Source organism: Maribacter chungangensis, assembly GCF_042676845.1.
Classification (GTDB): Bacteria; Bacteroidota; Bacteroidia; order Flavobacteriales; family Flavobacteriaceae; genus Maribacter; species Maribacter chungangensis.
In genome coordinates this window covers 1,110,224-1,125,456 of record NZ_JBHTHY010000003.1, presented here as the reverse complement: position 1 = coordinate 1,125,456, position 15,233 = coordinate 1,110,224, and the positions used below count along the sequence as shown (strand labels likewise).

Annotated in this window: 14 protein-coding genes; 2 read left to right on the top strand and 12 right to left on the bottom strand. The window is 42.9% G+C overall.

What is annotated here, in order from left to right:
- Positions 1-10 precede the first annotated feature (10 nt).
- A complete protein-coding gene (locus tag ACFQZJ_RS04730; RefSeq protein WP_379932669.1) occupies positions 11-1,405 on the top strand; it encodes an exonuclease domain-containing protein in 1,395 nt (464 codons plus the stop codon).
- Positions 1,406-1,496: 91 nt separating this feature from the next.
- Here the strand turns inward: ACFQZJ_RS04730 and ACFQZJ_RS04725 are convergent, their stop codons facing one another.
- From ACFQZJ_RS04725 to ACFQZJ_RS04675, 11 genes are all read right to left on the bottom strand, one after another.
- A complete protein-coding gene (locus ACFQZJ_RS04725; RefSeq protein ID WP_379932667.1) occupies positions 1,497-1,646 on the bottom strand; it encodes a hypothetical protein in 150 nt (49 codons plus the stop codon).
- Positions 1,647-2,436: 790 nt separating this feature from the next.
- The gene (locus tag ACFQZJ_RS04720; protein WP_379932665.1) at positions 2,437-2,562 is read right to left on the bottom strand and encodes a hypothetical protein; all 126 of its coding nucleotides are present in this window, start codon (positions 2,560-2,562) and stop codon (positions 2,437-2,439) included.
- Between the two features lie 19 nt (positions 2,563-2,581).
- Complete coding sequence (locus ACFQZJ_RS04715; RefSeq protein WP_379932664.1) at positions 2,582-2,785, bottom strand: YgaP family membrane protein; 204 nt, start codon at positions 2,783-2,785, stop codon at positions 2,582-2,584.
- 146 nt (positions 2,786-2,931) lie between these two features.
- Entirely contained in the window at positions 2,932-4,341 is a 1,410-nt protein-coding gene (locus ACFQZJ_RS04710) for an MBL fold metallo-hydrolase (RefSeq protein ID WP_379932663.1), read from the bottom strand.
- 41 nt (positions 4,342-4,382) lie between these two features.
- Complete coding sequence (locus ACFQZJ_RS04705) at positions 4,383-6,128, bottom strand: SulP family inorganic anion transporter (RefSeq protein ID WP_379932662.1); 1,746 nt, start codon at positions 6,126-6,128, stop codon at positions 4,383-4,385.
- Positions 6,129-6,201: 73 nt separating this feature from the next.
- Positions 6,202-6,792 (bottom strand): DinB family protein, encoded by a 591-nt coding sequence (locus ACFQZJ_RS04700; RefSeq protein WP_379932660.1) that lies wholly within the window; start codon positions 6,790-6,792, stop codon positions 6,202-6,204.
- A 12-nt stretch (positions 6,793-6,804) separates the two neighbouring features.
- Positions 6,805-7,596 carry an aldose 1-epimerase gene (locus tag ACFQZJ_RS04695; protein ID WP_379932658.1) on the bottom strand — a complete coding sequence of 264 codons (792 nt, stop codon included), beginning with the start codon at positions 7,594-7,596 and terminating at the stop codon, positions 6,805-6,807.
- Between the two features lie 63 nt (positions 7,597-7,659).
- Positions 7,660-9,069: a CotH kinase family protein gene (locus tag ACFQZJ_RS04690; RefSeq protein WP_379932657.1), complete on the bottom strand. Its 1,410-nt coding sequence runs from the start codon at positions 9,067-9,069 to the stop codon at positions 7,660-7,662.
- A 94-nt stretch (positions 9,070-9,163) separates the two neighbouring features.
- A complete protein-coding gene (locus ACFQZJ_RS04685) occupies positions 9,164-10,462 on the bottom strand; it encodes a M20/M25/M40 family metallo-hydrolase (RefSeq protein WP_379933126.1) in 1,299 nt (432 codons plus the stop codon).
- Positions 10,463-10,496: 34 nt separating this feature from the next.
- Complete coding sequence (locus ACFQZJ_RS04680; protein ID WP_379932655.1) at positions 10,497-11,477, bottom strand: PLP-dependent cysteine synthase family protein; 981 nt, start codon at positions 11,475-11,477, stop codon at positions 10,497-10,499.
- 98 nt (positions 11,478-11,575) lie between these two features.
- Positions 11,576-12,817, bottom strand: a complete 1,242-nt coding sequence (locus ACFQZJ_RS04675; protein ID WP_379932653.1) for an ABC transporter permease — start codon at positions 12,815-12,817, stop codon at positions 11,576-11,578.
- A gap of 3 nt (positions 12,818-12,820) precedes the next feature.
- On the opposite strand from ACFQZJ_RS04675, the gene ACFQZJ_RS04670 reads away from it, so the two are divergent.
- Entirely contained in the window at positions 12,821-14,059 is a 1,239-nt protein-coding gene (locus ACFQZJ_RS04670; protein WP_379933124.1) for an exo-beta-N-acetylmuramidase NamZ family protein, read from the top strand.
- 205 nt (positions 14,060-14,264) lie between these two features.
- Here the strand turns inward: ACFQZJ_RS04670 and ACFQZJ_RS04665 are convergent, their stop codons facing one another.
- A complete protein-coding gene (locus ACFQZJ_RS04665) occupies positions 14,265-15,098 on the bottom strand; it encodes a sterol desaturase family protein (protein ID WP_379932652.1) in 834 nt (277 codons plus the stop codon).
- Positions 15,099-15,233: the final 135 nt, after the last annotated feature.

Genomic DNA, 15,233 nt, shown 5'->3' with positions numbered 1-15,233 from the left:
AGCGTAAATAATGTATTGTATCGTAGACATTGAAACCACAGGAAACGGAATTAAGGGAAACCGGATTACCGAAATCTCCATTTTCAAATATGATGGTCATGAGTTGGTAGACGAGTTTACGACCTTGGTAAATCCAGAATGTGAGATTCCCCATTTTATTACGGGCCTTACGGGTATAGATAATAATATGGTCCGTAACGCTCCTGTTTTGGAAGAAATAGCTTCCGAAATCCTAGAGATAACAAAGGATAGCATTTTCGTTGCGCACAGCGTAAATTTTGACTACAACGTCATCAAAAATGAGCTTAAAGGTATTGGTTTGGTATTTTCACGAAAGAAACTTTGTACCGTACGCCTTTCCAGAAAATTACTTCCTGGCTACAATTCCTACAGCCTTGGAAAGCTATGCTCGGCGATAGGTATACCGCTGACGGACAGGCACCGCGCCCGTGGAGACGCTCATGCCACTATGCTGCTTTTCCATAAATTATTACGTGCAAAAGGGGCGGACACGGTCTTTAAAAGCTTTTTAAACGCACGTTCGCAAGAATCTACACTACCACCGCACCTTCCTAAAGAAGAATTCGAAAAGCTACCACCAACCCCGGGCATCTATTATTTTAAAAATGCGAAGGGAGAAATCATATATGTAGGAAAGGCCATCAACATTAAAAAGAGGGTGCTAAGCCATTTCTACGACAAGGCCAACAAAGAATTGGCTTTGTGCAAGGATACCGGTTATTTGGATTTTGAAGAGACCGGCAATGAACTGGTAGCACTGCTACTTGAATCTGCTGAAATTAAAAAGCATTTCCCCAAGCACAACCGTGCCCAAAAAAAAACGATACAACAGTATGCCATTTTTAGCTATGAAGACCGCAACGGAATTATACATTTGGCTCATAATAAACTTAAGTTGGTCCCTAACCCAATGCGTATCTTCTATAGCCCAACCGATTGCCGGGCGTATATGGAAAGGTTGTGTGATGTATTCGGACTTTGCCCTAAGTATTGTCATTTGCAGGAAAACGTACTTCATTGCTCCCATTTCAGAATAAAAAAGTGTTGTGGTATCTGTACCGATATTTCTAAATTACAGTCGTACAACACTCAGGTACAGAAAGCAGTTACATTTTTGAAAAAACGTGCGAGCGATTATATGATTAAAGGTAACGGAAGAAACCATGGGGAGGAGACCATTGTATTGGTGAGAAATAATTTGTACGTAGGGTACGCTTTTATAGATAAACAAGAACAAATACGAACTTATAGTGATCTTGAACCCTTTCTAAATTTACACAAAAATACTGTGGAAAGTCAACGTATTCTAGCCTCTTATCTAGTTAAAAATCCTGCGGCCGTTATAGAAATCGAAAAAGAAGCATGGAACATAGATAGCTATTAATCGTTTAAATTACGGTACATGCGCATAACAAAAACAATCCATACCACAAATATGACACCTACAAATATGGAATACATGAGTACAAAATCCACTATTTTTTTTCCTTAAAATAATTCATAAACCCTAAAATGGTGGGAGCCCACAATGCTATAAAAATACCATCTAATCTTTTACCACTAAGAAAAAGCACCTCGGCCACAACTATAATGGACAATACCACCAGAAGAAGAATACAGTTCATTACTCCAACGCGTCTGACAAAATTTTTAATCATTACCGTAGTACAATCTCTATTTAAAGTTACAAATTATTTTAACACTTTAGCTAATTTTATTAGGTTTTCGTTAACAATTAATAAAACCATACCTAGTGAAGTCTAAATATAGCAAATTCTTAAAAAAATGAGATGTAAACTCATTTTTTAAAACCTGTTATTCTTATGCCAAACGATCACATTATGGCTTTAAACGGTTTTATACCAATTTAAATTCTAGATGTCGCATAAAACAAGTTTCTTTTTTACTCATTTGTCGTCATAAAATAGAACCATAGGTAATGCTATGCTTAGATTTCATTCCTAAACTGAGAAAAAAATAATTCAAATTATAAATACGATATTCAAAACTTTAATTGGTATTATTCCAACTGGAGGTACTCTCTTTTCTCAAAACTAGCTTCTTTTTGGCACCTAAAATTCATACCACCGGTGTGCAAGCCACACCTGACGACCTTTGGGAAACAATCTTACAATTTCGGAGATTCTAAGGAACAAAACCTATACAAACTTTGGGGTCGAGAACGTTCCTCTAGAGATTTAAGGTACGGTACTCTCGGTTTTTTTAAAAACCACTTTACCATAGCGCTCCCAGTAGCGCAAGCGGGTATTTAAATACCTTAGCCGGATTCCTATCAAATCCATGTATTTGGATAATCTTGTATCGCCCAATGCCTATAATTAAACGCCTAGTTTTCACCGCTGATATGATGCTATCGAACACGGGAAAGACCTCCTATATTGCAACCTTACATTACTACTTCTTCCTTTCGCTATTTATAAAACCAATCATGACCGCTACCAAAACAATACAGACCAAGGCAAAAACACCTATCATTATAATACCGTTATTCCAGTTGACCAAAGGATAAATTGTTTGCATAATAAAAAAATTAGATTAGTTATTCCAGATTATGGGTAGTTACACCAAAAATGCCATAAAGCGGACAGAAACCCACAATACTAGTAAGTACAAATATTCCAGCTACAGCTATAAGGACAAAGGAGGAAGAACCTTCAACCATTCCCAAATACACCATAAAACCACCAATTATCGCAATAATAGTTCGGATTGTTCTGTCTAAAACCCCCATGTTCTTTTTCATGCCCTATGTACTTTTGTGCTGCCAAGTCCCCAGTATTATCATTTTCTAAACAAATAATAGCACCGGTAATTCTAAATGATAGCTACTACCAACTACGGAGTAAATTTACATCGCCCTATACTTACAAAAAATGATAAATATCAGGTTTAAAGCGTTGTTGGGCACACATAATCGGTCATGGAAAGTCCTTCTTTTTTTAGCGCACCAAAACCTCCGGATACGTCTATAAGGTTATGGATCCCCCTACTCTTTAAGATAGATGCCGCAATAATGGAACGGTAACCGCCAGCACAGTGCAGAAAGAAATCTTCATCCTCCGGAAACTCGTCCAAATAGGTGTTTAAATCACTCAGCGGTGTGTGTTTGGCACCTACAAGATGTTCGGAAGCAAATTCACCTTCCTTGCGAACATCGAATACAGGCACCTTTTTTGTTTCCATTGTCGCTTTCACCACATCTGCGGTAACGGAGGTAATACTATCCGTTTCCTTACCGGCAGCTTGCCAAGCGGATAAGCCACCTTTTAAATAACCCACGGTACCATCGAAGCCCACCCTGGACAATCGTGTAATTGCTTCTTCTTCCTTGCCTTCGGGAATCACCAAAAGCAAAGGTTGTTCGATGTCTGCAACCAAGGCACCTACCCACGGTGCAAAATCACCATTAAGGCCTATAAAAACAGATCTTGGTATGTGCTGCTTTATAAACTCGTTTTGATGACGCACATCCAATACCAAGGCTTCTGTGGTGTTGGCCGCCAACTCAAATTCTTCCGGTGACATGGCCGTGGTCCCCCTATCCAATACCGTAGCGATATCCTCATAACCCTCCTTGTTCATTTTTACGTTAAGGGGAAAATATTTTGGCGGGGGCAAGAGTCCATCGGTCACTTCTTCAACAAATTCCTGCTTGGTCATATCTGCCCTCAGGGCATAATTCATTTTCTTTTGATTGCCCAAGGTATCCACCGTTTCCTTCATCATATTCTTACCACAGGCCGAACCTGCACCATGGGCGGGATATACGATGACATCGTCCGCAAGGGGCATAATTTTATTGCGCAGACTATCGAACAAGGTTTCCGCAAGTTGCTCCTGTGTTAAATCTGCGGCTTTTTGCGCCAGGTCCGGTCTCCCGACATCTCCTAAAAACAACGTGTCACCAGAAAAAATAGCATGGTCTTTTCCTGCGGCATCCTTTAAAAGGTAGGTGGTACTCTCCATGGTATGCCCAGGGGTATGTAATGCCTTTATCGTAAGGGCACCCAATTTAAATTCCTGACCGTCCGTAGCGATAATAGCCTCAAAGGACGGATTAGCGGTTGGACCAAATACAATTGGTGCACCGGTTTTTTGGGATAGGGTCACATGGCCACTCACAAAATCGGCATGAAAGTGGGTCTCAAAAATATACTTGATTCTAGCATTATCGGCCAACGCACGTTCCATATAAGGCCTTACCTCGCGCAACGGGTCTATGATCGCCACTTCCCCTTCACTTTCTATATAATAAGCACCTTGTGCCAAACAACCTGTGTATATCTGTTCTATTTTCATGCCTGTATTTTACTGGTTTAACGTATTGTGTATTCCTTTTTTTAAGATGTTGCGGTGTCCTTTTTACAACGATTTTCATAAGCTACCCGCGAACTGACCTCCGAAACTGCCCTTGGATCATCAAAAAAAGCAACTGCCTCATTTGTTTTCACGAACAAATACTCTTTATGCAGTTCCTTAATTATTCCGCTACTAAAGATAATATCCCTAGTGGGGCCAATGGCTCCGGCAATATAAAATTGCAAGTCCATCTCGTGTATCTCCCTAATGGTCTTCGTTAACATATCCGCGGCCGTAGAGTCTATATAGTTAATGGCCTCGGCGTTCAAGATAACCCCTTTTAGGGCTTCTCCCTTTTTGGCCACCTCTTTCATCAATTCCGTCTTAAAAAAAGTAGCGTTCCCAAAGTACAATTGCGCATCAAAACGCATAATCAGCAAATCCGGCCGATCGGTAACCTCATCGCCAAATCGTTTTAAATTTTTATAATATTCGGTATTCCTTACCTTTCCCAAAACCGCAAAATGAGGTTTTGAAGTCCTATATACCATCAACAATAAAGAACTGAGCATCCCCACAAAAATACCTTCTTTGATTCCTAAAAAAAGTGTGGACAAAAAAGTAATCAGCAAAACCACAAATTCGTCCCGTCTATATTGCCATAGCCTTTTGGCATAGCTAAAATCAATAAGTTTAAAAACGGACACCATTATAATACTGGCCAAAACGGCATTGGGCAAAAACTCGAAAACAGGAGTCAAGAACAACAAGGTCAACACCACCAACACCACGCTAAATAGTGCGGCCAGGTTTGTTTTTGCACCGGATTCATGATTGATGGCCGATCTGGAAAAACTTGCGGTAACCGGGTAGGCCTGAAAAAAAGAACCCAAAATATTTGATGAGCCCAAGGCCAATAATTCCTGGTTGGGGTCTATAGTTTCCTCCCCACTTTTTACCTCCAAGGACTTCCCAATAGAAATAGCTTCCAAATACCCCACCAAGGCCAGGGCCAGGGCAATAGGCCATAACTGCTCTATACTGTTCCATTTTAAATCCGGTATCACAAAACTGGGCAGGCCACTGGGAACCGTCCCTACCAGAGCAACTCCGTAATCGCCAAGTTTTAATAGATATGCGGCCACCGTGGCCAATACCGTAACGATCAAAATACCGGGAATGCGGGCGTTCCACTTTCTAAAAACTACAATCAAAAGAATCCCTATACCACCAACAAGTAAAGTATAGGTATTTATTTCGGACAGGTAGTTAAAAGTATCCATCACAAGGATATGAAAGGTACTGCTGTTGTTAGCGGAACCTGTGCCAAAAAGGTGTTTTAACTGACTCAACATAATAATAATGGCTGCACCTGAGGTAAAGCCGCTGATTACAGGTTTAGAGAGGAAATTCACCAAAAAACCCATCCGCATGAGCCCTAAAAGAAATTGAATGGCACCAACCAAAAAGGCCAACACCGCAACCATGGCGATATAGTGCTCGGGACCTGTAATGGAAAGTGTACCCAGACCTGCCGCAACCAGCAAGGAATCCATTGCAACAGGACCTACTCCTATCTTTCTTGAGGTACCTAGAAAAACATAAGTGAGTACCGGCAAAAAAGCGGCATACAGTCCATATACAGGAGGAAGACCGGCAATCATGGCATAGGCCATGGCCTGCGGTACCAAAACGATACCCACCGTAAGACCGGCCATCAAGTCTTTTGTAAAGTAGCTTTTTTTATAGGTAGCGACCCACTGTAAAAACGGAAAAAATTGGTTCACGCGACAAAGTTACATAATAATGCGCGACCACCTAAAAACCAAATTGAAAAGCGGTTGATGTGGCATAGCCCTATTAGTCATTGAGTTTTCCCAAAAACACATTTACTTTTGGGTTCATAGGATTACCGGAAGCCCTGCGCAGTACCACTACCTGCCCTGCATGCCAAACAGCATCTTCTATGGGGCCGTTTATCTGATTCCAAAAGGGAAATTCCGAGCTGCCGTTTTCTCGGATAAAGACAATGGTATGTTTTGATACATCCTTGGAACCTAAAAACAACGTACTTGCCTTTCTGAAATTTTCCAAGGTTGCAAAGCGTTTTTCGGCATCGCTCATCGGAACCTGCTCTTGGGTAAAATCCGTAGGTTGTTGTTGGGCGGAATTCAAAATGGTTCTGGATAATCCGTAAATATGACCTATAGTCTCCCTCAAGGTTCTCGCCTCCGGACTGGGTTTATAACTTAAATCCGTCTCGGTGAGTCCTTCCGTAGCCCAGTAATACCGAAACCCAAGACCATCTATCATTCTGGAAACAATAGCGCCAGGTAAATATTCGGTAGGCGCAGCAGGGATTTCGCTATAATAAGATGCTGTGGTGGGAGCCTTCTGGGCAGTGCCAAAGAAACCACACCACAACAATGAAAAAACAAGAATACGTTTCATACGCTGTTGGTATTAATTTTGCAAAGGATGTAAAAATACGCTGTACTCCTTTGCCTTTCCATTGAAGACCGTAAAACCTTGGTGTAGCTTCTCTTGTGCAACGGCATAAGGGTAAAAAGTGATTGGTTCTATGCAGACCATGTTGGGCACCTCGGTCCAGAGCATAAAATTCCCAAAGCCCTTGGTTCTTATTTCAAGGGATTTTTCATCCTTTAGCAGGATGCGCTCACAATTGGGCACATGAAGCGCACGGCTTCCAACGGACATCACCTTGGTAATCGTCCAGTTTTTGCTGCCTGTTTCTATTGATGCCTCCGTCGTCCTAAGTTTAAAAGCTGGGTGATAGCCCAACATGAAAGGCATTCCTTCTTCGCCATGAACCGTGAAGGATATTTGCAATCCTTGATCTGAAAGCAGAAAAGTTTTGGTAAACTCAAAATTGTAAGGCCAAGACAATTCCGCTTCACTGGATTTATGGGGGAACTTTGCGTTTTTAACTACCGAATTGGCCGTATACCGCTTCTTAAAAACAGCCTTTTTAGAGGTCTGCTCCAAACACTCATAGTCCAGTTCGCGTAACAGCCCGTGTTGGTCCTGCACGGCTTTTCCCTTTGGGGTGGTAACGCGAAAATTGGCTGCATCCGTTGGGCCGATAATCGGAAACATTTCGGTATCCGCATTACGCCATCCGGGACTGCCCTTTTGATGTATAAATTCATGACCGGCAATCGCATACCCTACCAGTTCCCCGGCATCGATTTGTACCTGTTGATTTCCTAGCGACAACACTATCTCTTTATCCATATAACTTCGTTTCTTTACCGCTATTCAGTTGATGAACCAAGCTCCAAAAATACTCCCTATCTACTACAAGCCCTCGATTTCAGCATCCATCCATAGCAATCTATCCTCTATCCAGTTGGTCAAATAATCCAGTTCTTCCGCGTAGGTATTACCCACAAAATTATTCGGCCAAATATAGGTTCCCAGAACCGGCCATTTGCGAAAGTTGTTTTCCGCCGCACCAGAGGTGTTCAACACCGTGGTATACGTATCCAGTTTTGATAAAATGGCACCGTTGGACAAACTACTGCCTCGCAATTGACCCCATCTCGCTTTTAACTTGCTTACGTAAGCCGGGTCCTGTAGCAAACGTTCCCACCAGAAAGGCACCTGCCAAAAATCCTCCGGACAGCGTTCATTAAATTTATAGGCCCACACATTCGTAGTTCCGCCCGAACAATAATCCGCATTGCCAAAGGCCAAATTAAAATCCCAAATAGGCCCCATTTTCAACTTTTCGTTTTTATCCTTGTGCATGTAGGTACTTAACCGATAGCCGTCCACGTTATTGGAAAGCTCGTTCAAAATAAAGAAATCGATAAAACTATCCACATCTATAAAAGCTGCGTATCCGGTTTCGGGGTCGGTAAAGCTGTCCGAGGCCAAAGCAGCTTCAAATTGTCCCACATAGTTGGTAATATAGGTTTTTTGTTCCGTGGTAATATCCTCGGCATCCGGATCTTCGTACATAAAATTTATTTCCTGTCCGTTCACGGCATTTGGCGGGGAAATAGTGGATGCGAAAGAATTTTGGTCGTTATAGCCTTCGCCCAAATTGCTGCCGGCGGTCTTGTCTATCTTTAAAATATATCCTCCGGTAAGGTCATCGCCGGAGTTTTCGTCCTCTTTTAGGTTATTGATATCAATACGACCGGAATCCCTTTTCAATTTTTCCATAAACACATACACCCCTTGGTAGGCTTCGTCTATGGTGACTTCCACAAATTTGGTCCTGCTAGCATATTGCCCAATGTCTCTGGATAGGTCATAAATCAGCATATTTCGCAGTAAAGATTTGTCGCTGTACGGGGCATATAAAATCCAGTCCTCTTCCTCCGGATACCCCAATAGCGATACGTCCAAATCCTCATTGGCAGCATCACGCGTCTCAAAACCAAAGGACTTTTTTGGAAAAAGCTGGGAGGAGGCACCACGAATCTCAATGCCCATTCTTCCCTCATGGCTTACCACATTGCCCTCGGTGACGGTAAATGTAGCATCGTTCTTTGGCTCGTCTACAATCTGATTGCCGTTAGTGGAAATAGCGAACATGGGCAGTTTGTCTTCTGGGGGAATTTCCGTGCTTTCCGTTTCCTCATCGTCTGGAGGAGGTATAGGCGGATCCTCCGAACTACAATTAATACATAATAGCACTAAAAATACAACCGTCAAATAACGGCCAACTAACACAATCAACGTTGATGCGATTTTCATAGTTCTAGTTTTTAACTAATATAGGCAAAGCAACAAACCCGAAGGGTGTACATATACGGCCTTGAAATTGTTCAAAAAAGACAATGGTTTATTTTTATTGATTTATCAACCTATAAATTAGCAGCGCCGTTCTTTTAGTAAGTGCCTCTATAGCGTTAAGGTTGACCGTTTCCTCCGGGGTATGCGCTCCTGTGCCCATAGTTCCGAGTCCGTCTAAACAAGCCACATAATCCGCCACAAAAGACGTGTCCGCTGCACCGCGTTTGCCCGGGTCGTAAGCCACGACCTCGCCCTGACCTAAATCTTGACTCACCTCATTCAACTCCTTCAACAAGTCCAAATTGGACGCTTTGGGCGCCATGGCCGGGTAGCTGTCCGTAAAGCTTATGGTAGCGGAAGTCTTTGGCAAATTGTCCGCCACAATGTTCCTCATTTTTTCCCTGGCACGTTCCTTTTGTTCCTCAGAGATAAAACGCAAGCCACCACGTACCTCAGCTGTTTGGGCCACAACGTTGGTTTTTCCAAAAACGCTGCCCTTACTGCTCAACTCATCATATTCCACAAAGGTGCCTCCCATCAAAGTTCCGGGATTAAAGGACAACAGATCCTCTCCCTTTACTTCGGTATAGAAACGATGCAGAATACGGGACATTTCAAAAATTGCTCCTGCCCCGACATTCTCGTTAAAAACTCCGGACGAGTGCGCCCGTTTACCGGTTACCTCAACCTTCCAACCAGAGGAGCCACGCCGCGCTACGGTAGCATAATTGAAGCCCGTAGAGGTTTCAAAGCCCAAGGCAATGTCGCTACGTTTTGCCGCATCTACCAAATCCTTTCTGCTAACGGACAAGGGTTTTCCAGCGCTTTCCTCATCTCCCGTAAAGGCCACTATAACCTGCGCATCCTTAAGTAGGCCGTGCTCTTGTAACGCCTTTAGGGCATACAAAATGATAACGTTTCCACCCTTCATGTCGTTTCCACCGGGAGCGTGGGCAATACTGTCATTGATTTTGGTAAAGGTCTGAAAGGGGCTGTCTTCCTCGAATACCGTATCCAAGTGCCCTATTAACAATAGTTTCTTTCCCTTTGTACCTTTTGTTTCCGCAAAGAGGTGGCCGGCACGGTTCATTTCCGCCGGCATGGGAGTCCATGTGGTTTCCATACCAATTTCCTCAAAAGCGTTTCCAAATACCTGACCTACCTTATCTACCCCGGGCAGATTTAACGTGCCACTATTTATATTAACGACCTCTTCTAAAAACCCTATGGCTTCGGCATTATTGGATTCTACGCTTTTACTAATTTTCTTCTCCGTTCTGGATAGTTTTTGCGCGGAAACCAATCCAACTATGAAAAAACCAAGAACCCCTAAAACAACTCTTACTACGGACATCATCTTTATTTTAAACATAATTAACTTCAATTTTCTACTCTAAAAACCCCTGTGCTTTCATCCAATCGTCATTGAACATCTTTCCTACGTACCTGCTGCCATGGTCATGAAACAAAACAACGACCACATCGTCCTTGTTAAAATGTTCCTTTAATTGCAGCAGTCCCTTGATAGCGGCCCCGGCAGAATTCCCCAGGAACATCGCTTCTTCTTTTGCCAACCGCTGTGTATATATGGCAGCATCCTTGTCCGTGACCTTGGTAAACCCATCGATGACACCAAAATTGACGTTCAAGGGCAGAATATCCTCTCCAATTCCCTCCGTGATGTACGGATAGATTTCCTTTTCGTCAAAAACTCCGGTTTCGTGGTACTTTTTAAAGACCGAACCATAGGTGTCCACACCCCAAATCTTCACCTTGGGATTCTTCATTTTTAAATAGGAACCTACGCCGGATATGGTACCACCCGTACCAACACCAACCACAAAATGGGTCACTTTCCCATCGGTCTGTTCCCAAATTTCGGGACCCGTACTCAAAAAATGTGCCTTGCAATTACTAGGATTATCATACTGGTTCACGTACCATGAATTAGGTATTTCGGTAGCCAAACGTTTTGCCGTACTATAGTAACTCCTGGGGTCTTCCGGAGCAACATCAGTGGGACATACATGCACTTCGCTACCGACCGCCCTTAGGATATCCATTTTCTCCTTGGATTGTTTGTCGCTTATCACACAGATCATCTTGTAACCTTTTATGGTGGCGGCAAGCGCTAGCCCCATCCCGGTATTCCCCGATGTTCCTTCGATAATGGTACCGCCCGGTTTTAACACTCCGGCTGCCTCAGCATCTTCTATCATTTGCAGCGCCATACGGTCCTTGACCGAATTTCCCGGATTAAAGGTCTCGTACTTTGCCAGCACCAAACACGGTAACTCCGCCGTTAGCTTGTTCATCTTTACCATAGGGGTGTTCCCGATGGTTCCCAATATATTTTCTACGTAATCCATATTCTTACTTCTTGTTTATGCTAGGGCAACACTAAGCCCGCATTTAAAATTTTAAATCCTATTTTCTAGGAAAATATCTAGGTGACCCTTAGTCCGCATCACTCAAAACGAATGGCCTTAACGGGCGTAATCTTCGTAATGGCATAGGATGGCACCAATAGCATTAAAAGGCAGAGTACCATTACACCCACGTTCAAGGCAAGCACCGTTAGAACATCCATGTACACGGGTATATACTCGATATAGTACTCCTTTGGGTTGGGGAATTTAAAAGGCTTAAAAACGGCTTGTATGTAAATGATGCCCAAACCTATTACATTTCCCCAAAATAGGCCCACACCGATCAGGTAGGCGGCGTTGTACAGAAATACTTTTCGTATGCTCCAGTTATTGGTCCCCAAAGCCTTTAAAATACCGATCATAGGTGTCCGTTCCAAAATCAAGACCAAGAGGGCGGTAATCATATTAAAGCCGCAGACTACGATCAAAATACCGATGATCAAAATGATATTAAAATCGAACAGCCCGATCCATTCAAAGATATTGCGGTATTTGTCCTTCAAGGTTTTTGTATCCAGATCGGACAAGGTTTTTCCGTAAATCTCCGCGCTTTTCTCGTCAATATCCTCAAAACTTTCTAAAAACACCTCAAAATTCCCCACTTCATCCTCGGCCCATTTGTTCATGCGCTGTATATGCCGTATATCTGTAAAAATAAAGAGTCCGTCTATTTCCTCAAATCCGCTATCGTAAATGCCCTTTATGGTAAATTTGCGTTGGTTGGGCAGGGCGTTGGTATCCTCATTTTTTAGAAAAAAAGCGAAAAATGAATCGCCTACGCCCATATTCAATCTGTTGGCCATGAGCTTGGACATGAGGATATCGCCGTTCAAGTCTTCATTATAATTTGGCAGCTCCCCGGCTACTAGATAGTCCCCCAATGCCTTCCAGTTGTAATCCTCCCCTACCCCTTTCGCAATAATGCCCTCAAAAGTTTCGGCAGTACGGATTATGCCTGCTTTCGTGGCTACGGCCTGTACGTGCACAACACCCTCGACACTGGTGAACTTGGGATAAAAGTCCTGATTTTTAGAAACGGGAACTACGGAAACCTCGGAGTTGTTGTTGTCGTAATTATAGATCTGTACATGCCCGTTAAAGGCCGTGACCTTTTCCCGTATCTTGTATTTAAGACCTACGCCGGTAGCAATGGCGATCAACATCATCACCAGACCTAAGGCAATAGCTGCAATAGCTATTTTTATTATCGGTGCAGAAATGCTAATTTTATGCTCCTTACCTGTAATAAGTCGTTTCGCAATAAAATACTCTAGGTTCAAATGATGCTATTTTTATCCAATATCAAAAATACAGTTTTATTATCGTTTTTAATATGTTGGGGCTGTGGAAACCAGGCGAAATCAACCAAAGAAAAAACCACTCTAGATTCTGAAACAGCAACACCTTTGGCCATAAAACCGATTACGGTCGCCGCCAACCGTACAGCTGCCTACTTACCGCTACTACAGGGTAAAAAAATAGCGATCGTAGCCAACCAAACGAGTGTTATCTTTACGGAAAACGGACACGCCCATTTGGTGGATTCCCTCTTAGCCCTAAACGTGAATATAAAAAAGGTGTTCGCCCCGGAACACGGATTTAGGGGCGATGTGGATGCCGGCGAAAAGGTATTGGATGGTACCGATCCCAAAACAGGCCTGCCACTTATCTCCCTTTATGGCAAAAACAGAAAACCTTCACAGGAGCATTTGGAAGATATAGATGCAGTGCTTTTTGATATACAGGATGTGGGCGTACGCTTTTACACCTATATCGCTACCCTGCAATTGGTGATGGAAGCCTGCGCAGAAAAAGGCATTCCCGTTATTGTTCTTGATAGGCCCAATCCAAACGCACATTATGTGGACGGCCCCAGCATGGACGCGGCACATACGGGATTTTTGGGGATGACGGAAATTCCGTTGGTCTACGGGATGACCATTGGGGAATACGCACAAATGATCAATGAAGAAGGATGGTTGGAAAACGGTTTAAAAGCCGACCTACAGGTAATTCCTTTGGAAAATTGGACACGCAACATGACTTACCACCTCCCTATACGGCCTTCCCCGAACCTGCCCAACGATACCGCCATTCATCTGTACCCAAGTTTGGGACTTTTTGAGGGCACCAATGTAAATGCAGGACGTGGAACGGAATTTCAATTTCAGCGCTACGGTGCCTCTTTTATGGATTCCGCCCAGTATGATTTCAGTTATGTTCCGCAACCTAATTTCGGCTCCAAAACGCCCAAGGAAAAAGGTAAAACATGTTATGGAAAAGATTTGTCGGCCATACCACGGATGAACGAGGTTTCCCTACAATGGCTCATGGACGCCTATGAAAACACAACGGACAAATCCAAATTTTTTCTTACCTCCGGCTTTACTAAACACGCCGGTACGGAAAAATTACAAAAACAGATTGAAGCCGGACTTTCCGAAGCCGAAATAAAAGCGACATGGCTGGCGGACTTGGAAGCATTTAAACTGATACGTGCCAAGTATTTGAGGTATGAATAAGATTAATATCAATTTATGGCAAGGACTGTTTTTTAGATTTTAAGTGCTAATGTCCTATAATCAAGATAGCCGCACTCACTACAATTCCTTATACACTTCAGGAACATTGATCAAAAAAAAGCAAAACTGAACCGGCAGTATTCCACGAGACTATTCTGTGCTGCATTTTTTGGTTTCCATACAGCGGCCACTTCCCAGTTTCCTTTCACAGCTCCGATCCAGTGGGCTTCCGATACTTATGAAAGGGCTGCTTCAACAACCCTTTGATACTGGAATTCTCTTTTTCATCTGGAAAGGTGTCCACTCCGTACACGATTTTGTCGCGATCAAGTTCCATATACGTACCGAACATACGGTCCCAGATAGAGAAAATATTGCCGTAATTGGAATCGGTATATGGGAGCTTGTAATGGTGATGTACTTTGTGCATGTCCGGTGAGATAATGAACCAACCGATCGCTTTATCCACTCTCAACGGCAATTTAATGTTCGCATGGTTAAATTGGGACAACACCACGGAGACACTTTGGTACAACATTATAATGCCTATTGGGGCTCCCACTAGAAAAACACCGACCACAGTGAAGATATATCGAACAACGCTCTCTAAAGGGTGATGCCTATTGGCCGTTGTGGTATCTACGTTATGGTCGGAATGATGCACCAAATGCACCATCCATAAGGGTTTTACTTTATGTTCTACCCAATGCGCGGTATAGGCACCGATCAAATCCAAAAGCATTACCCCAAGCAATACGTACAGCCAAAATGGCATTTCCGGTAACCAGTTGATGATGCCAAAATCGTTTGCCACCGTCCAATCAGACGTTTTTAGCAATAAAAAAGCCAAAGGAAGGTTGACCAAAATCGTGGTTAAGGTAAAAAACAGGTTGGGCAGTGCGTGTTTCCATTTTTTATAACCCGTGCCGAATAAGGGCATAATACCCTCTAAAATCCAAAAAAAAGTAATCCCGCCAATAAGTATGATTGTCCTATGCAAAGGCGGTATGGTTTCAAAATAAGCAACTACATGTTCCATGTTTTAAAGGTAAAAAAAATACAGGGAATAAAAACCTTCGGTCAAAGTTTAGGAAAGTTTCAGGTTTCTGTTAGTTGATGTAAAAGCTAAAAACTTGTGCGCCTTAAAATTATCGGCTGGTATGTAACTATTAAA